This is a genomic window from Pseudomonas endophytica (assembly GCF_001411475.1).
Taxonomy (GTDB): domain Bacteria; phylum Pseudomonadota; class Gammaproteobacteria; order Pseudomonadales; family Pseudomonadaceae; genus Aquipseudomonas; species Aquipseudomonas endophytica.
The window spans coordinates 20,177-37,777 of record NZ_LLWH01000169.1; the positions used below are offsets into that span (position 1 = coordinate 20,177).

16 protein-coding genes are annotated in these 17,601 nt (G+C 57.7%); 10 read left to right on the forward strand and 6 right to left on the reverse strand.

What is annotated here, in order from left to right; genetic code table 11:
• The first annotated feature begins 46 nt into the window (after positions 1-46).
• Entirely contained in the window at positions 47-1,024 is a 978-nt protein-coding gene (locus AQS70_RS12880) for an NADPH:quinone reductase (RefSeq protein ID WP_055103157.1), read from the forward strand.
• A 46-nt stretch (positions 1,025-1,070) separates the two neighbouring features.
• Here the strand turns inward: AQS70_RS12880 and tsaC are convergent, their stop codons facing one another.
• Positions 1,071-1,628 carry an L-threonylcarbamoyladenylate synthase type 1 TsaC gene (tsaC, locus tag AQS70_RS12885; protein ID WP_055103158.1) on the reverse strand — a complete coding sequence of 186 codons (558 nt, stop codon included), beginning with the start codon at positions 1,626-1,628 and terminating at the stop codon, positions 1,071-1,073.
• A gap of 35 nt (positions 1,629-1,663) precedes the next feature.
• Complete coding sequence (gene dprA / locus AQS70_RS12890) at positions 1,664-2,761, reverse strand: DNA-processing protein DprA (protein WP_055103159.1); 1,098 nt, start codon at positions 2,759-2,761, stop codon at positions 1,664-1,666.
• 381 nt (positions 2,762-3,142) lie between these two features.
• Between dprA and def the strand changes: the two genes are divergently transcribed.
• The 5 genes from def (at position 3,143) to AQS70_RS12915 (ending at position 7,775) form a co-directional block, all read left to right on the forward strand.
• Complete coding sequence (def, locus tag AQS70_RS12895) at positions 3,143-3,649, forward strand: peptide deformylase (RefSeq protein WP_055103160.1); 507 nt, start codon at positions 3,143-3,145, stop codon at positions 3,647-3,649.
• A 143-nt stretch (positions 3,650-3,792) separates the two neighbouring features.
• A complete protein-coding gene (gene fmt, locus AQS70_RS12900; protein WP_055103161.1) occupies positions 3,793-4,743 on the forward strand; it encodes a methionyl-tRNA formyltransferase in 951 nt (316 codons plus the stop codon).
• Positions 4,740-6,050 carry a 16S rRNA (cytosine(967)-C(5))-methyltransferase RsmB gene (gene rsmB / locus AQS70_RS12905; RefSeq protein ID WP_055103162.1) on the forward strand — a complete coding sequence of 437 codons (1,311 nt, stop codon included), beginning with the start codon at positions 4,740-4,742 and terminating at the stop codon, positions 6,048-6,050. The genes fmt and rsmB overlap by 4 nt, the downstream gene beginning before the upstream one ends.
• Positions 6,051-6,073: 23 nt before the next feature.
• Positions 6,074-7,450: a Trk system potassium transporter TrkA gene (gene trkA, locus AQS70_RS12910; RefSeq protein ID WP_055103163.1), complete on the forward strand. Its 1,377-nt coding sequence runs from the start codon at positions 6,074-6,076 to the stop codon at positions 7,448-7,450.
• 10 nt (positions 7,451-7,460) lie between these two features.
• Positions 7,461-7,775 carry a tetratricopeptide repeat protein gene (locus tag AQS70_RS12915; RefSeq protein WP_055103164.1) on the forward strand — a complete coding sequence of 105 codons (315 nt, stop codon included), beginning with the start codon at positions 7,461-7,463 and terminating at the stop codon, positions 7,773-7,775.
• A 238-nt stretch (positions 7,776-8,013) separates the two neighbouring features.
• Here the strand turns inward: AQS70_RS12915 and AQS70_RS12920 are convergent, their stop codons facing one another.
• Entirely contained in the window at positions 8,014-8,901 is an 888-nt protein-coding gene (locus AQS70_RS12920) for a lysophospholipid acyltransferase (RefSeq protein ID WP_055103165.1), read from the reverse strand.
• 119 nt (positions 8,902-9,020) lie between these two features.
• Positions 9,021-9,578 carry a DNA-3-methyladenine glycosylase I gene (locus tag AQS70_RS12925; protein ID WP_055103166.1) on the reverse strand — a complete coding sequence of 186 codons (558 nt, stop codon included), beginning with the start codon at positions 9,576-9,578 and terminating at the stop codon, positions 9,021-9,023.
• Between the two features lie 81 nt (positions 9,579-9,659).
• Here AQS70_RS12925 and glyQ point away from each other — a divergent pair, with 81 nt between their 5' ends.
• The 4 genes from glyQ to AQS70_RS12945 all read left to right on the forward strand — a co-directional run bounded on the left by glyQ (position 9,660) and on the right by AQS70_RS12945 (position 14,056).
• Positions 9,660-10,613, forward strand: a complete 954-nt coding sequence (glyQ, locus tag AQS70_RS12930) for a glycine--tRNA ligase subunit alpha (protein WP_055103167.1) — start codon at positions 9,660-9,662, stop codon at positions 10,611-10,613.
• Positions 10,610-12,664 carry a glycine--tRNA ligase subunit beta gene (gene glyS, locus AQS70_RS12935; protein ID WP_055103168.1) on the forward strand — a complete coding sequence of 685 codons (2,055 nt, stop codon included), beginning with the start codon at positions 10,610-10,612 and terminating at the stop codon, positions 12,662-12,664. Before glyQ ends, glyS begins: the two co-directional genes overlap by 4 nt.
• Positions 12,665-12,668: 4 nt before the next feature.
• On the forward strand, positions 12,669-13,208 hold the full coding sequence (gene gmhB / locus AQS70_RS12940; protein ID WP_164488189.1) for a D-glycero-beta-D-manno-heptose 1,7-bisphosphate 7-phosphatase: 540 nt from the start codon (positions 12,669-12,671) through the stop codon (positions 13,206-13,208).
• Between the two features lie 77 nt (positions 13,209-13,285).
• Positions 13,286-14,056: a lysophospholipid acyltransferase family protein gene (locus tag AQS70_RS12945; protein WP_055103170.1), complete on the forward strand. Its 771-nt coding sequence runs from the start codon at positions 13,286-13,288 to the stop codon at positions 14,054-14,056.
• A 249-nt stretch (positions 14,057-14,305) separates the two neighbouring features.
• Here AQS70_RS12945 and AQS70_RS12950 read toward each other — a convergent pair whose 3' ends face one another.
• Positions 14,306-15,931, reverse strand: coding sequence for an MFS transporter (locus AQS70_RS12950; RefSeq protein WP_055103171.1), 1,626 nt, complete (start codon positions 15,929-15,931; stop codon positions 14,306-14,308).
• Positions 15,932-16,021: 90 nt separating this feature from the next.
• On the reverse strand, positions 16,022-17,601 hold a 1,580-nt coding region (locus tag AQS70_RS12955), incomplete at its 5' end, for a GMC family oxidoreductase (protein WP_055103173.1).

The following is a 17,601-nucleotide window of genomic DNA, read 5'->3' on the forward strand; positions in this document are numbered from 1 at the left end:
TTAAGCGTTGGATAGGGCCTTCGTCAATTCAGCAAGGACAGTGCAAATGGCTAAACGTATCCAGTTTCGGACCCTCGGCGGCCCTGAAGTACTTGAGTATGTCGATTACCAACCTGCCGAGCCGGGCCCGCAACACGTACGCGTCCGTAATCAGGCCATCGGTCTGAATTTTATCGACACCTATTACCGCAGCGGCCTGTACCCACTCCCTGAAATGCCATCCGGGCTGGGTAATGAAGGGGCGGGCATCATCGACGCAGTGGGCAGTGACGTGCACAACGTCAAGGTCGGCGACCGCGTGGCCTACGGTACCGGCCCGCTGGGGGCGAACAGTGAGTTTCACGTCTTGCCTGCCGCGAATGTGGTGAAGCTGCCGGACGATATTTCGTTCGAGCAAGCCGCGGCCGTGATGCTCAAGGGCCTGACGGTGCAGTACTTGTTGCGTCAAACCTATGAGGTTAAAGCGGGCGATACGATTTTGTTCCACGCCGCCGCCGGTGGTGTCGGTTCGATTGCCTGCCAATGGGCAAATGCGCTGGGCGCTAAGTTGATTGGCACGGTCAGCTCGGCGGAAAAAGCGGCACTGGCCAAGTCGCTGGGGGCTTGGGAAACCATCGACTACAGCCATGAAGACGTGGCCCAGCGAGTGCTAGAGCTGACCGACGGCAAGAAAGTCTCCGTGGTGTATGACGGCGTTGGTAAAGACACTTGGCTCACCTCGCTGGACAGCTTGGCGTTGCGCGGGTTGATGGTCAGCTTCGGTAACGCGTCGGGCGCTGTGACAGGCGTGAATCTTGGGATCTTGTCGCAGAAGGGTTCGCTGTACGTGACCCGGCCTACACTGGCGAGCTACGCCAACACCGCCGAAAACCTGCAAAAAATGGCCGATGAGCTGTTCGAGATGATCCGTACCGACAAGATCAAGGTCGAGATCAGCCAGCGCTTTGCGTTAAAAGACACAGCCAAGGCTCACATCGAGTTGTCGGCCCGCCGTACCACGGGTTCGACGATTCTGCTGCCTTAACGCCCACCCTTGTAAGAGCGAGTTTGCTCGCTCTTACAGGGCCACTTTAGGCCGGGCGCACGACGTTGCCGGTTGCCAAATCACGTATCAGGCTCGGGTTTTTACGCCCGCCCAGATTGCCGCCTAACACATGGTCTATCTGCCCACGAAAGTACTGCTCAACTTTTAGCCGCGTACGCGCCGCTGGCAAACCCGCCGGGTTGGCAGACGTAGAGACAATAGGGCCGACCAACGAACACAACTCCCGCACCAGCGGATGATCGCTGACGCGCAAGGCGACGGTTTCATGCTGGCCGGTGATCCACTCGGGCAGTAACCCTTGATGTGGCACCAGCCAAGTATTGGGCCCAGGCCACGTGCTCGCCATGCGGTCCAACCAGTCTTGCGGGAAGTCTTCAAACAGAAAGTCAAATTGGCGGATGTTGTCGGCCACCAGAATCAAGCCTTTGTCCACAGGTCGCGACTTGACCGCCAGCAAACGCTCTACCGCCTCTTCATCCCATGGGTCGCAACCCAGGCCCCAGACGGCTTCGGTAGGGTAGGCGATCACGGCGCCTGCGCGAATCGCTCGTGCTGCTTGTTGGACGCGCCAGGTGCTGATCATTCAATGTCTCCAAATAGGTGCTGGGCGCAGTGTACTTAGCTGGCGCGAGCAAACCAACGCCCGCCCTCAAGCACGACGTGGCCGTCGAGCTCCAGCTCGGTCAAGGCGGCCAGCAAACGGGGCAAGTCCCAGCCGCTGGCACAGGCCAAGGCTTCACTGGTGTGCGGGGCTGCTTGCAACAATTGCACAAGTGGATGAAGGCTGAGCGTAAAGAGTTCGCCCGTGGTCAATGGCATCGAGCGCCAACCGCGTAGGCCTTCCAAAATGTGTTCGACGGTTTCAACCAGGGTCGCGCCATCACGAATCAGCTGATGGCAGCCTCGCGCCCCGGGGTGGTGGATAGAACCCGGTAGGGCGTAAACCTCGCGCCCTTGCTCGGCGGCCAAGCGAGCGGTGATCAGTGAGCCGCTGGCCACGCTGGCTTCAACCACCAGCACGCCCAACGATAAACCGCTGATGATTCTATTGCGCCGAGGGAAGTTGGACGACAGCGGCCCAGCGTCCAGCGGGAACTCTGAAACCACCGCGCTGCCGCTGGCGATCATGGCGTCGGCTAGACCGCGATGGCGCTGTGGATAAAGTTTTTGCAACCCCGTGCCCAGCACGCCAATTGTTTGCCCGCCAATGTCTAGCGCGGCCTGATGAGCAGCCCCGTCGATACCCAGCGCCAGCCCACTGGTGATGACAAAACCGGCGCCGGCCAAACAGCGTGAAAAGGCCGCAGCCGTGTCCAGCCCAGGCCGTGAGGCGCGTCGGCTACCGACCATCGCCAGTTGCGGCTTTTCTAGAATCGCAGGGTCCCCAGCCACAAATAACAGAGGCGGCGCATCTTTGATTTCGCTCAGTAATGCCGGGTAATCGGCCTGATCGTGCAATACCACATGCTGGTTGCAGCCCTCAAGCCAGCGCATTGCGGCACTAGCACCGTCACGGATCTCGGGGTTGCGACGTGCATCGCTGCTCACCACAGGCAACCCCAAAGCCCGCCACGCACTGGCTGGGGCACTGAGTGCCGAACTGGCCGAGCCGAAGGCCCGGAACAAGGCGTGGTAACGCTGTGGACCAACCTCGGGCAAGCGATGTAAGCGCAGACGGGCTTCCAGCTCTGCTGGGGAAATATCAGACAGCGACATGGGATCATCCTTGATCTGTTTCAGCAGCTTTACGGTAGGAGCAACCTGTGGATAAGTCTGTTAACAAGTTGTTGGAGATGTGTCAGTAAGCACCCGCGCAAGCGTTCAATCCATCCTTGAAATAACGCCTGCAAACCCAACCTTAGTTGAAGGCTGTACACAGACCGCGCACATTGGTTTCAAACTACGACACAGCCGCTGCCTGCAGCCGGGCAGCTAGTCGTTTCATCCGGGGTTGAATCCCTTTATTATGTGCGCTCGCGTGAAACGCCAGAGCCCGAGCGGGCTCTCTTTAAAGAGACGTTTTGCACAGGTTGCCGAGTCTTCAAGACCCCCTGACAACCGTTTTTGAATCTTTCACACAGTGCCCCAATCAAACTTATGGCTATTTTAAACATCCTCGAATTCCCAGACTCGCGTCTGCGTACCATCGCCAAGCCGGTGACGGTTGTGGACGATGAAGTGCGTCAGTTGATCGATGACATGTTTGAAACCATGTACGAAGCACCTGGCATTGGCTTGGCCGCGACGCAGGTCAACGTGCATAAGCGCATCGTCGTCATGGACCTGAGCGAAGACCGCAGCGAGCCGATGGTGTTTATCAACCCTGAGTTCGAAACCCTGACCGACGAAATGGGCCAATACCAAGAAGGCTGCCTTTCGGTGCCGGGTTATTACGAAAACGTCGATCGCCCGCAGCAGGTCAAGATCAAGGCGCTAGACCGTGACGGCAAGCCATTTGAAATGACCGCCGATGGCTTACTGGCCGTGTGCATTCAGCATGAGTGCGACCACCTCAACGGCAAGCTGTTCGTCGATTACTTGTCTACGCTCAAGCGTGATCGGATCAAGAAGAAGCTGGAAAAACTGCACCGCCAGAACGCTTGATCCTCGGTATAACCCTACGCTTGTCTCGGACTCACTGTAGCAGCGAGCTTGCCTCGCGATCTTTTCAACGATCAAAAGATCGCGAGGCAAGCTCGTTGCTACAGGGTTATTTCCGCCTTCCCCCCATTCCTAGTGAGTAATCCATGACTGAGCCACTGCGCATCGTCTTTGCTGGCACCCCCGAATTTGCCGCCGAACACCTCAAGGCGCTGCTCGACAGCCCATACGAGATTGTCGCGGTTTATACCCAACCGGATCGTCCGGCCGGGCGTGGGCAAAAGCTGATGCCAAGCCCGGTCAAGCAACTGGCGCTGGAACACAACATTGTGGTCATGCAGCCGCCCACCTTGCGCGCACCCGAGGCTCAAGCCGAACTGGCGGCCCTCAAACCCGACTTGATGGTGGTGGTGGCTTATGGCCTGATCTTGCCACAAGTGGTGCTGGATATCCCACGTCTGGGCTGCATTAACAGCCACGCGTCATTGCTGCCACGTTGGCGCGGCGCGGCCCCCATTCAGCGGGCTGTCGAAGCGGGTGATACCGAGAGCGGCGTGACGGTGATGCGCATGGAGGCGGGTTTAGACACTGGCCCGCTGCTGCTCAAGTCGGTGACGCCGATTACCGCTGATGACACCGGCGGCAGCCTGCATGACCGCTTGGCCGAGCTAGGCCCGCCTGCGGTGATCGAGGCCATTGCCGGTTTGGCGGCGGGCACACTGGCCGGTGAGGCTCAGGACGACAGCCTGGCGACCTACGCTCACAAGCTGAATAAAGATGAAGCACGCATCGACTGGGCCCGCCCTGCGGTCGAGTTGGAACGTCTGATCCGCGCCTTCAACCCGTGGCCTATCTGTCACAGCACGCTCAATGGCGAAGCACTGAAAGTGCTGGCCGCATCGCTGGCAGACGCAAAAGGCGAACCGGGGCAGATCCTCGCCGCCAGCAAAGACGGCCTGATCGTGGGCTGTGGTGAAGGCGCGCTGTGCCTGACACGTCTGCAATTGCCCGGCGGTAAAGCGCTGAACTTCAGCGACTTGTTCAACAGCCGTCGTGAGAAGTTTGCTATTGGCACTGTTTTGGGCGGCGCACAATGAACCCGCGTCTGGCCGCCGCCAAGGCACTGACTGCCGTTCTCAACGGTAAAGCATCGCTCAACAGTTCGTTGCCGCTGCAATTAGACAAGGTCGAAGCCCGCGACCGCGGCCTGACCCAAGACTTGGCGTTCGGCACCGCCCGCTGGCATCCGCGTTTGTCGGCGTTGGCTAACAAGCTGCTGCAAAAACCCTTCAAAGCCGCCGATGCAGACGTTGAGGCGCTGTTGCTGATCGGCCTATATCAACTGCTCTACACTCGCATCCCGGCCCACGCCGCGATTGGCGAAACGGTCGGTTGCGCTGACAAGTTGAAAAAGCCGTGGGCCAAGGGCCTGCTCAACGCGGTATTACGCAACGCCCAACGCGAAAGCGAGGCGTTGCTGAGCGAGCTTGAGCACGACCCTGTGGTGCGAACAGCCCATCCACGCTGGCTGCAAAAATCGTTGAAAGCGTTCTGGCCTGAGCAGTGGGAAGCCATTTGCGCCGCTAACAACGCGCATCCACCGATGATTCTGCGGGTCAATCGCCGCCATAAAACCCGTGACGCTTACCTGCAATTGCTGGCTGAAAGCGCGATTCAAGCCCAACCGTGCACGTTCAGCCGCGACGGCATTGTGCTGGCCGAAGCCTGCGATGTGCGCACGCTGCCGGGCTTTGCCGAAGGCTGGATCAGCGTGCAGGACGAAGCCGCGCAGTTGGCGGCAGACTTACTGGACCTGGCGCCCGGCCAACGCGTACTCGACGCATGTTGCGCGCCGGGCGGTAAGACCTGCCACATCCTTGAAGCTGAACCTAAGCTCGCGGGCGTGGTGGCGGTTGACCTTGAAGCCAAGCGCTTGGTGCGCGTACGCGAAAACCTCGAACGTTTGGGGTTGAGTGCCGAGTTAATTGCTGCCGATGGCCGCGATACCGCAACCTGGTGGGACGGCAAACCGTTCCAGCGCATTTTGCTCGATGCGCCGTGTTCTGCCACGGGTGTGATTCGTCGTCACCCGGACATCAAACTGACTCGCCAACCGGACGACATTGCAGCCCTCGCGACCTTGCAAGGTGAACTGCTGGACGCCATGTGGCATACGCTGGAGGTCGGCGGCATGCTGTTGTACGCCACATGCTCGACGCTACCGACCGAGAACACCGAAGTCATCGAAGCCTTTTTGGCCCGTACGCCGGGAGCACGCGAGCTGGCTATCGCCGGTGAGTTCGGTATCCAACAGCCTCACGGGCGCCAACTATTGGCCCAGGAAGGCGGGCATGACGGTTTTTATTACGCCAAACTGATCAAGATCGCTGCCGCACGCAGCTAACGGCGGGAACAGGAAATCACGGCATGAAAATCATCATCCTCGGTGCAGGGCAGGTCGGCGGCACGCTGGCAGAGCATTTGGCCAGCGAGGCCAATGACATCACCGTGGTCGACACCGATGGCGACCGCCTGCGCGATTTGGGCGACCGTCTCGACATTCGTACCGTGCAGGGCCGCGCCTCGCTGCCCAATGTATTGCGCCAGGCCGGGGCTGACGACGCCGATATGCTGGTGGCCGTGACCAACAGCGACGAGACCAACATGGTTGCCTGCCAAGTGGCTTACAGCCTGTTTCATACCCCCACTAAAATCGCTCGAGTCCGCGAATCGGCCTACCTGACACGTGGCGAAGAGCTGTTTGATAACGACGCGATTCCGGTCGATGTACTCATCAGCCCTGAGCAGGTTGTGACCAACTACATCAAGCGCCTGGTCGAACACCCCGGCGCGTTGCAGGTGATCGACTTTGCCGAAGGCAAGGCCCAACTGGTGGCGGTTAAGGCGTACTACGGCGGCCCGTTGGTGGGCCAGCAATTGCGCCAGTTGCGCGAGCACATGCCGAATGTAGACACCCGGGTCGCGGCGATTTTCCGACGCGACCGCTCTATCACGCCGCGTGGCGACACCGTGATTGAAGCGGACGACGAGGTATTTTTCATCGCGGCAAAGGCCAACATTCGCGCAGTAATGAGCGAAATGCGCCGCCTCGACGAAAGCTATAAACGCATTGTGATTGCCGGTGGCGGGCAGATTGGCGAGCGTTTGGCCGAGGCAATCGAAAGCCGTTATCAGGTCAAAATTATCGAGATGAACCCCGCGCGTTGCCGCTATTTGTCTGACAACCTCGACAGCACAGTGGTGCTGCAAGGTAGCGCCTCAAACCGCGACTTGATGCTCGAAGAAAACATCGCCGATGCCGATCTGTTTTTGGCCCTGACCAATGACGATGAGGCCAACATCATGTCCTCGTTGCTGGCCAAACGCCTAGGTGCGAAAAAGGTGATGACCATCATCAATAACCCGGCCTACGTGGACTTGATTCAGGGCGGCGAAATCGACATCGCCATCAGCCCGCAGTTAGCCACCATTGGTACGTTGCTGGCCCACGTGCGCCGTGGCGATATCGTCAGCGTGCACTCGCTGCGCCGGGGTGCGGCAGAGGCCATTGAGGCGATTGCTCATGGCGACTCCAAATCGAGCAAAGTGATTGGGCGCCGCATTGGTGAAATCAACCTGCCACCGGGCACTACGATTGGCGCGATAATTCGCGACGAAGAAGTACTGATTGCCCACGATGCAACGCTGATCAAAGCGGGCGATCACGTGATTTTGTTCCTTGTGGATAAAAAGCATATTCGCGACGTAGAGAAGCTATTCCACGTGGGGTTGAGTTTTTTCTAAGGAGACACGGATGTTGGAATCACTGGAAAAAATGCTGGGCAAGGGTATGGATAACGCATTGCTGCGCTTTGGGCTGGGCAAGGGTTATCTCGACCTTGGGGATAACCTCAAGGCGGCGGAGCATTTGCAACGATGCGTAGCGTTTGACCCTAAGTATTCAGCGGCGTGGAAGTTATTAGGCAAGGCCCACTTGGCGGCTGGGGATCGTGCAGCAGCGCGGACGGCGTGGGAGCAGGGCTTAAATGCTGCGCAAGCGCATGGCGACAAACAGGCCGAAAAAGAAATGACCGTGTTCTTGAAGAAGCTGGATAAGCAGCAGCCCTAACACCCCCCAAAAACCCCTCTAGGAGATTCCCTGTCGTCCATACGCCACACTGCGCGCAGCAAACGGGCTAAGTCTGTAGTCGCTGACGAGGCACAAAGGCTGCGATTAACACCATCGCGCACGGTGTTTGGGTGCATCTCTATTTTTGTAGGAGCTGGCGCAGCCTGCGATCTTTTGATCGCAACATCAAAAGATCGCAGCCTGCGGCAGCTCCTACGGGGTTGGGGTTGGGGCAGGGTTAGTACCAGCGTGCCTCGCCCGGTGGGCGTTTTTTGAAGCGCTTCATACTCCACATGTATTGGCTCGGGTACGCCCGAACGTAGGTTTCCACCACGTGGCTCATGGCTGCGCAGGCGGTTTCGGTGTCTTCGCTGTACATGGCTTCTGGCGCCGCCTGCAAAATAACCTTGAAGCCCGAGCCGTCCGGTAGGCGCACCGCGTGCAGGAATACGCCCACCGCTTTGCCGCCGGCCAGCATGTTAGGCACAAACTTGCTGGTCAGGGCCTTGGTGCCTAAGAACGGTACGAAGATGCCCGCTGACTCGGCAGGCTCCGGGTCTGCCGGGATCCCGACCTGGCCGCCTTTGCGCACTTCTTTAATGACACTCAAGATGCCTTCTTTGGTCGACGCGGCCACGCGGTTGCCAAGTTGAACGCGCTGTTTGCGCAGCAGTTCATCCACCGCTTTGAGCTTGGGTGGCCGGTAAAAAATGATCGGTTTGCACTGGCTGCAATAGAAGTGGTTAAGCACTTCCCAGTTACCCAAGTGGCTGGTGATGCCGACCACGCCTTTACCTGAAGCCAGTGCGTCTTTGAGTACGTCCAGACCTTCGACTTCGCGCACCAGATCAATCGAACGCTGAGCGGGCCAGATCCATGCACACGCGCTCTCGGTCAGGCTTTTGCCGATGTCTTTGAGGCTTTGGCCGACCAGTTGCTCACGCTCGACCGGATCCATCTCGGGGAAGCATTTGGCTAGGTTGATTCGTACCACCTCGCGCGAGCGGTTGGGCAGTTTCCACATCAGCCAGCCAATGGCCGATCCGACGTGTTGCACCGCGCCCCAAGGGAGCATGGCAAATAACCGCAAAGCCCCGACCAGCAAGGCGCCTTTAAACTTTTCCACAGGGCTTTCTCTCACAAAAATCGTAAATTCACTGTAGGAGCTTCCGCAGGCTGCGATTTTTAGATTTTAAAGATCGCAGCCAGCGGCAGCTCCTACAGGTTTTGCGTAGGGCTGGCATTCTAACCGGCGTTGGACAGTTCAGCGTAGCGGTCGCACGTGGTGGCGTGGTCCATGACCATGCCGCTAGCCTGCATAAAGGCGTAGCAAATGGTCGGACCGACGAAGGTGAACCCGGCTTTTTTCAGCGCTTTGCTCATGGCTTCGGCTTCGGGGGTCACCGCTGGGAACTCATGCCGTTCGGTGAAATGATTGATCTTGGGTGTGCCGCCCACAAAGGACCACAGGAACTCAACCGGATCTTTGAGCGCCAGCCAGGCTTGGGCATTGCGCCGCGCACCCGCGACTTTCAAACGGTTGCGAATGATCCCCGGATCCAGCAGCAACGTCTCTATTTCGGCGTCTGTCATGGCGGCCAAGCGCTGCACGTCAAAGCCAAACATGACCTTGCGGTAATGCTCGCGTTTGCGCAAAACGGTAATCCATGACAAACCGGCCTGGAACCCTTCGAGCAATAACAACTCGAAGAGCGCATGCGCATCGCGCAACGGCACGCCCCACTCTTGATCGTGATAGTCCGCGTACAGCGGGTCGTCAGGGCACCAGAAACAACGAGGCATATAGGCTCCAAGAGGTGGAGGCGCGACCGAATCGGGTATACTCCCGCTCTTTAAATCGCAGCCCAAGAAACAGGTGAATTTGTGAGCCAGCCTACGCCAGCAGTGCGTACCTTCCAAGACTTGATCCTCGCCCTCCAGCAATACTGGGCCGAGCAAGGTTGTGTGGTGCTTCAGCCCTACGATATGGAAGTGGGCGCCGGCACTTTCCATACCGCCACGTTTTTGCGCTCTCTGGGCCCAGAAACCTGGAACGCCGCTTATGTGCAGCCCAGTCGTCGCCCGACTGACGGCCGCTACGGCGAAAACCCTAACCGTCTACAGCACTACTACCAGTTCCAGGTGGTATTGAAGCCAAACCCGCCTAACTTCCAAGAGCTGTACTTGGGCTCCCTGAAGCACATCGGCCTAGACCCACTGGTTCACGACATCCGTTTTGTGGAAGACAACTGGGAGTCGCCAACGCTGGGCGCCTGGGGTCTGGGCTGGGAAATCTGGCTCAACGGTATGGAAGTCACACAGTTCACTTACTTCCAGCAAGTAGGCGGCATTGAGTGCTACCCCGTCACCGGCGAAATTACTTACGGCCTTGAGCGCTTGGCGATGTACCTGCAAGGCGTAGATTCCGTCTACGACTTGATCTGGACTGACGGCCCGTTCGGCAAAGTGACCTACGGCGATGTGTTCCATCAGAACGAAGTCGAGCAGTCGACTTACAACTTTGAACACGCCAACGTCGACAAGTTATTTGAGCTGTTCGATTTCTATGAAAGCGAAGCCAAGCGCCTGATCGAACTCGACCAGCCGCTGCCGCTGCCTAGCTACGAAATGGTCCTCAAGGCATCCCACACCTTTAACTTGCTGGACGCACGCCGGGCGATCTCGGTGACTGCGCGTCAGCAGTACATCCTGCGTGTGCGTACCTTGGCACGTTCGGTGGCTCAGGCGTATCTCGAAGCACGCGCCAAGCTGGGCTTCCCGATGGCTCCACCTGATTTGCGTGATGAAGTGTTGGCTAAGTTGGAGGCTGCACAATGAGTGCTCAAGATTTTCTGGTTGAACTGGGCACTGAAGAACTGCCGCCAAAAGCCCTTAATACCTTGGCCGAGGCCTTTTTGGCCGGTATTGAAAAAGGCCTGCAAAGCGCGGGTCTGAACTTCACGGCGAAAAAAGTCTACGCCGCACCGCGCCGTCTGGCCGTGCTGCTGACCCAACTCGACACGCAACAGCCTGATCGCAGCATCAACATCGACGGCCCGCCTCGCCAGGCGGCGTTCGACGCTGAAGGCAACCCGACGCAAGCCGCGCTGGGCTTTGCCAAAAAGTGCGGCGTTGAGCTGAGCGAAATTGACCAGAGCGGCCCAAAACTGCGTTTCAGCCAAGTGATCATCGGCAAGCCAACCGCAAGCTTGCTGCCGACTATCGTTGAAGACTCGCTGAACGATTTGCCCATCCCTAAGCGTATGCGCTGGGGTGCGCGTAAAGAAGAGTTCGTGCGTCCAACCCAATGGCTGGTGATGCTGCTGGGCGATGAAGTGATCGACTGCACGATTCTCGCGCAAAAGGCCGGTCGTGACTCCCGTGGTCACCGCTTCCACCACCCAGAGAACGTGCGGATCTCCGCGCCGGCCAACTACCTCGAAGACCTGCGCAAAGCCCACGTGCTGGCCGACTTCAATGAGCGTCGCGATCTGATTGCCAAGCGTGTGGCCGAACTGGCAACGCTGCAAGAAGGCACCGCTATCGTGCCACCAAGCCTGCTCGATGAAGTCACCGCGCTGGTTGAATGGCCGGTGCCGCTGGTGTGCTCCTTTGAAGAGCGCTTCTTGGATGTGCCGCAAGAAGCCCTGATCACCACCATGCAGGACAACCAAAAGTATTTCTGCCTGCTGGACGTAGAGGGCAAGCTGCTGCCGCGTTTCATCACGGTGGCGAACATCGAGAGTAAAGATGCGACGCAGATCATCTCGGGTAACGAGAAGGTGGTTCGCCCACGTCTGACCGACGCTGAGTTCTTCTTCAAGCAAGACAAAAAACAGCCACTGGAAAGCTTCAACCAGCGCCTGCAAAACGTCGTGTTCCAAGCTCAACTGGGCAGTGTTTACGACAAGGCTGAGCGTGTCTCAAAGTTGGCGGCGTTTATCGCCCCCCACATTGGCGGCGACGCGCAGCGCGCAGCACGTGCAGGCTTACTGTCTAAGTGCGACCTAGCCACTGAAATGGTCGGCGAGTTCCCGGAGATGCAAGGCATTGCCGGTTATTACTACGCCCTCAATGATGGCGAGCCCGAAGATGTCGCGCTGGCGCTGAACGAGCAATACATGCCGCGTGGCGCGGGCGCTGAGTTGCCAGAAACCCTGACCGGGGCCGCGGTGGCTATCGCCGACAAGCTCGACACTTTGGTGGGTATTTTCGGTATCGGCATGCTGCCGACCGGCAGCAAAGACCCGTATGCACTGCGTCGTGCAGCGCTGGGTATCTTGCGCATTTTGATCGACAAAAAGCTCGACCTCGATCTGACCGAAGCGGTGAATTTCGCCGTGTCGGCGTTCGGCGCCAAGATCAAATCGGCCGGTCTGGCCGAGCAGGTGCTGGACTTCATCTTCGACCGCCTGCGCGCGCGTTACGAAGACGAAGGCGTGGACGTGGCAACCTACCTGTCGGTTCGTGCCTTGCAGCCGCGCTCGGCGCTGGACTTCGACCAACGTGTACAAGCCGTTCAAGCCTTCCGTCAGTTGCCAGAAGCTGAAGCGCTGGCCGCCGTGAACAAGCGCGTCTCGAACCTGTTGGGCAAAGTTGAAGGCAAAGTTTCGACAACGGTAGAAGCCAAGTTCTTTGACAACGCCAGCGAGTTTTCGCTGTATTCGGCCATTCAAAAGGCCGACGAAGCGGTCCAGCCAATGGCAGCCGCACGTCAATACAACGAAGCACTGACCCGTCTGGCCGCGCTGCGCGAGCCGGTAGACTCATTCTTTGAAGCGGTGATGATCAACGCCGACGACGCCAGTGTTCGGGCTAACCGCTACGCCTTGTTGGCGCGCTTGCGCGGCCTGTTCTTGGGCGTTGCTGATATCTCGTTGCTGAGCTAAGGGGCTGACGTTGAAACTGCTGATTCTTGATCGGGACGGCGTCATCAATTACGACTCCGACGCTTACATCAAGTCTGTCGAGGAGTGGATTCCACTCCCCGGCGCGATCGAGGCCATCGCGCAGTTGAGCAAGGCGGGCTGGACGGTTGCGGTCGCAACCAACCAGTCCGGCATTGCTCGCGGCTACTACGACCTCGCCACGCTGGATACCATGCACGCGCGCTTGCGCACGCTGGTGGCAGAGCAGGGTGGCGAGCTTGGCCTGATTGTGTACTGCCCTCATGGGCCCGACGAAGGCTGCGCCTGCCGTAAGCCAAAACCGGGGATGTTGCACACCATTGCTGCGCATTACGGTGCTGATCTGACCAAATGCTGGTTTGTGGGCGACAGTTTCGGTGACTTACAGGCTGCACAAGCCGTCGATTCTCAGCCAGTTTTGGTAAAAACCGGAAAGGGCCTACAAACTTTGGCCAAAGTGTTACCGGTTAATACCTTAATATTTGACGATCTGGCGGCAGTCGCCGCAGAACTTATTCACAAATAGAGCAGGTTTGAGCACGCGCCAGCCCCTTGGGCGCGCAGGTGTTCATTCATGCTTTATCCGCAACGGTAAAAGTCGCTATGTCGATACTGCAGGCCATCAGAACTTTTTTCTTTTACCTGCTGCTGGGCACCAGTTCTCTGCTGTGGTGCTCGCTGAGTTTTTTTGTTGCTCCCTTTATGTCGTTCCCAGCACGTTATCGCTTCATCAACGTGTACTGGTGCCGCTGCGCGTTGTGGCTGACACGGGTGTTTTTAGGGATCAACGTTAAGGTCACCGGGGCTGAACATATCCCGGAGCGCCCGTGTGTGATTCTGGCTAACCATCAAAGTACCTGGGAGACGTTTTTTCTCTCGGCCTACTTCCAGCCGTTGAGTCAGGTACTCAAGCGTGAATTGCTCTACGTGCCGTTTTTTGGCTGGGCGATGGCCATGCTGCGCCCGATAGCGATAGACCGGGACAACCCCAAAGCGGCCCTTAAAGACATCGCCAAAAAAGGCGATGAGCTGCTCAAGGACAATGTCTGGGTGCTGATTTTCCCGGAGGGCACGCGTGTGCCGTACGGTCAGGTCGGCAAGTTCTCTAGGGGCGGTACTGCGCTGGCGGTTAACGCTGAGTTACCAGTACTGCCCATTGCGCATAACGCAGGCAAGTACTGGCCCAAGACCGGCTGGGCCAAGCGCCCCGGCACCATTGAGGTGGTTATCGGCCAGCCGATGTTCGCCAACGGCAGCGGCCCACGGGCGATTGCTGAACTGAACGAGCGGGTCCAAGCTTGGAATGAAAACACTCAGCGGGCCTTGGGTTCATTACCGCCTGTGCCGTTGCAAGAAGAAACAGCGGTGAGCTGAGCCAATTGTGGATAACGTGTGCACAAGTTTTGGATTTCTTTTTAAATAAATGCATAACTCTATGATTTATATGCTTATTTATAGGTATGACTTTTAAACAGAAAACGTGCATAAGTTTTTCTAACGCCTAAAAAAACCGACCTCATGGTCGGTTTTTTTATGCCTGTTTATCCCCGTAGGAGCTGCCGCAGGCTGCGATCTTTTGATCTGTAAAAGATCGCAGCCTGCGGCAGCTCCTACGGGTCGATATCAAACTTTGTCGATATTCACGTTTCTGGTTTCTTTAAGGAACAACATCCCCACCACAAAGCTCACCCCGGTGATGACTACCGGGTACCACAAGCCGTAGAAAATATCCCCGGTGTAGACCACCAGCGCGAAGGACACGGTCGGGAGGAACCCGCCGAACCAGCCGTTACCAATGTGGTAGGGCAGGGACATGGAGGTGTAGCGAATGCGCGTCGGGAACAGTTCAACCATAACCGCGGCCAGTGGCCCGTAGGTCATGGTAGCGATGAGGGTCAGCATGACCATGATCAGCACCACCATCGGTTCATTCACGGCGCTTGGGTCTGCTTTGGCCGGGTAGCCAGCAGCGGCTACGGTTTCACGCAGGGCGGCTTCGTTAAACCCGATGATCTGTTGCTCACCAATCGTTACCAGCACATCTGCGCCCGCCGGAGCGGCTTGCGAGGTGTAAGGCAGACCTTGTTTGACCAAGAAGGTTTTGACCTTGTCGCACGGGCTGTCAAACCGCGCTTTACCCACAGGATCGAACTGGAAAGTGCAGCTCGCAGGGTCGGCGATGACCACAATCGGCGACTGACGGCTGGCCATATCAATTTGCGGGTTGGCGTAATGACTGAGGGCTTTAAACAGCGGGAAGTACAGCACTGTGGCCAGCAGTAAGCCAAGCATCAGAATCGGTTTACGCCCGACTTTGTCCGATAACCAACCAAAGAAGATGAAGAACGGTGCACCGATCACCACGCTGATAATCAGCAGCATGTTGGCCTGAGCCGGATCAATCCTGAGCATCTGGGTGAGGAAGAACAGCACATAGAACTGCGCCGCATAGAAGGTCACGGCTTGACCGGCGTTGATGCCAAACAAAGCGATCAGAACGATTTTCAGGTTTTCCCATTTGCCGAAGGAATCACGAATCGGCGACTTACTGGTTTTACCTTCTGCCTTCATTTTCGCGAAGGCAGGCGACTCGTGCATGCTCATGCGGATCCAGGTTGAGATGCCCAACAGCACGATGGACAACAGGAACGGCAAGCGCCAACCCCACACCTCAAATTGATCGCCGGTCAGGTAACGGCAGCCCAACACCACAATCAAAGACAGCAGCAGGCCCAAGGTCGCGGTGGATTGAATCCAACTGGTGTTAAAGCCGCGCTTCTTGGGAGCTGCGTGTTCGGCAACGTAGGTCGCCGCACCGCCATATTCACCGCCTAACGCCAGCCCTTGGAGCATCCGCAGCAGCACCAGCATGATCGGCGCAGCGATGCCGATGCTGGCGTACGTGGGTAGCAAGCCGACCGCAAAGGTTGATATGCCCATCAGAATGATGGTCATGAGGAAGGTGTATTTTCGCCCGATCATGTCGCCCAAGCGGCCAAACACCAAGGCCCCGAACGGTCTCACCAAAAAGCCAGCGGCGAAGGCCATTAAGGCAAAGATAAACGCAGTGGTGTCGTTGACCCCAGCAAAAAACTGCTTGCTGAGCACGGTCGCCAAAGCGCCATACAAGAAAAAGTCATACCACTCGAACACCGTCCCGAGGGATGACGCGAAGATGATTTTTCGTTCTTCACGGCCGGTCCTTCCCTTTTCGGGGACGGCTGCCGATTGCGTAATTGAGTCCGACATATTCAATGTCCTCAGCCCTATGGGCCACAGTGATTATTGTTGTTTTCCACTGTTGGTTTCGGATGACTGCGACCGAAACCACGATCGCTATTAGGCGACCGGTACTGCTGCAGTACGGCTAATACCTGCTTCTTTCTCCAGTGCGTTAAAGGATGTGGCCAGAATCAATTGCGCGGCTTTTTCGCCGATCATCAAGGTGGGCGAACAGGTATTACCCGACACGATGTTCGGCATGATTGACGCATCTGCGACCCTCAAGCCTGCGATGCCATGCACACGCAATTCAGCATCAACCACGGCTTGCTCGTCTTGCCCCATGCGACATGTGCCCACTGGGTGAAAAATCGTCGTACCAATTTTGGCGGCAGCTTCGTACAACTCTTGTTCGGTTTGCAGGGCGGCGCCGGGCAAGTACTCTTCGGGGCTGTAGGTTTGCAGGGCAGAACTGGCGACGATTTGTCGGGTAATGCGTATCGCATCGGCGGCGACTTTCAGATCGTCGGGATGGCTCAGGTAGTTGGGATCAATTAGGGGCGCATCATCCGGGTTGGCCGAACAGATATCGACTCGACCCCGGCTTTTGGGGCGCAGATTGCACACCGACGCGGTAAACGCGGGGAAGGTGTGCAGCGGTTCACCAAAACGTTCCAGCGATAGCGGCTGTACGTGGTACTGCAAATTGGCCGAAGGCTGATCTGGATCGGATTTAACAAATGCGCCCAACTGGCTCGGGGCCATGGCCAATGGACCACTGCGATCGTAAGCATAACGCAGGCCCATACCGACTTTGCCCCACAAGCTGTTGGCCACCTGATTAAGGGTTCGGGCATTGGTCAGCTTGAAGATCAGGCGCAGTTGCAGGTGATCTTGCAGATTGCCGCCCACGCCGGGCAGCTCGTGTTGCACGGTTATCCCTAAACTTTCGAGCAGCGGGCGAGGGCCAATGCCTGAACGCTGCAAGATGCCGGGTGAGCCAATCGCTCCCGCACACAAGGTTATTTCGCGGCGCGCCGTAAAGGTATGCTCAGCCCCTTGCCAGCGAGTCAGCACGTGGGTGGCACGGCGGTTTTCGAGCAGCACTTTGTCGACCTGTACACCGGTCAACACGGTCAGGTTAGGGCGTTTAAGCACGGGCCGTATAAATGCTTTTGAGGCGTTCCAGCGCACACCGGCCCGCTGGTTGACTTGAAAGTAGCCACAGCCTTGGTTGTCGCCGCCGTTGAAGTCATTGACGCTGGCGATCCCGTTTTGCGCCGCAGCATCGCGAAAGGCATCCAGAATCGCCCAGGAATAACGCTGTTGCTCAACGCGCCATTCGCCATCGGCGCTGTGCAGCGCAGAGTTACCAGCAAAGTGTTTTTCACTGCGCTTGAACAGCGGCAACACGTCTTTCCAAGACCAGCCGGGGTTGCCCATCTCTGCCCAGCGATCGTAGTCACTGGCCTGGCCGCGCATGTAAATCATGCCGTTGATCGAAGAGCTGCCGCCCAGCACTTTGCCGCGCGGGTAACTCAAGCTTCGGCCTTGTAAGCCCGGTTGAGCTTGGGTTTTGAAGCACCAGTCGGTGCGTGGGTTACCAATGCAATACAGGTAGCCCACGGGGATATGGATCCACGGGTAGTTGTCTTGCCCACCCGCCTCAAGCAGCAACACCGTGTTTTGGGGATCGG

Coding starts and splice junctions, on each gene's coding strand:
- AQS70_RS12880 (WP_055103157.1), top strand. CDS start 47: ATGGCTAAACGTATCCAGTTTCGGACCCTCGGCGGCCCTGAAGTACTT.
- tsaC (WP_055103158.1), bottom strand. CDS start 1,628: ATGATCAGCACCTGGCGCGTCCAACAAGCAGCACGAGCGATTCGCGCA.
- dprA (WP_055103159.1), bottom strand. CDS start 2,761: ATGTCGCTGTCTGATATTTCCCCAGCAGAGCTGGAAGCCCGTCTGCGC.
- def (WP_055103160.1), top strand. CDS start 3,143: ATGGCTATTTTAAACATCCTCGAATTCCCAGACTCGCGTCTGCGTACC.
- fmt (WP_055103161.1), top strand. CDS start 3,793: ATGACTGAGCCACTGCGCATCGTCTTTGCTGGCACCCCCGAATTTGCC.
- rsmB (WP_055103162.1), top strand. CDS start 4,740: ATGAACCCGCGTCTGGCCGCCGCCAAGGCACTGACTGCCGTTCTCAAC.
- trkA (WP_055103163.1), top strand. CDS start 6,074: ATGAAAATCATCATCCTCGGTGCAGGGCAGGTCGGCGGCACGCTGGCA.
- AQS70_RS12915 (WP_055103164.1), top strand. CDS start 7,461: ATGTTGGAATCACTGGAAAAAATGCTGGGCAAGGGTATGGATAACGCA.
- AQS70_RS12925 (WP_055103166.1), bottom strand. CDS start 9,578: ATGCCTCGTTGTTTCTGGTGCCCTGACGACCCGCTGTACGCGGACTAT.
- glyS (WP_055103168.1), top strand. CDS start 10,610: ATGAGTGCTCAAGATTTTCTGGTTGAACTGGGCACTGAAGAACTGCCG.
- AQS70_RS12945 (WP_055103170.1), top strand. CDS start 13,286: ATGTCGATACTGCAGGCCATCAGAACTTTTTTCTTTTACCTGCTGCTG.
- AQS70_RS12950 (WP_055103171.1), bottom strand. CDS start 15,931: ATGTCGGACTCAATTACGCAATCGGCAGCCGTCCCCGAAAAGGGAAGG.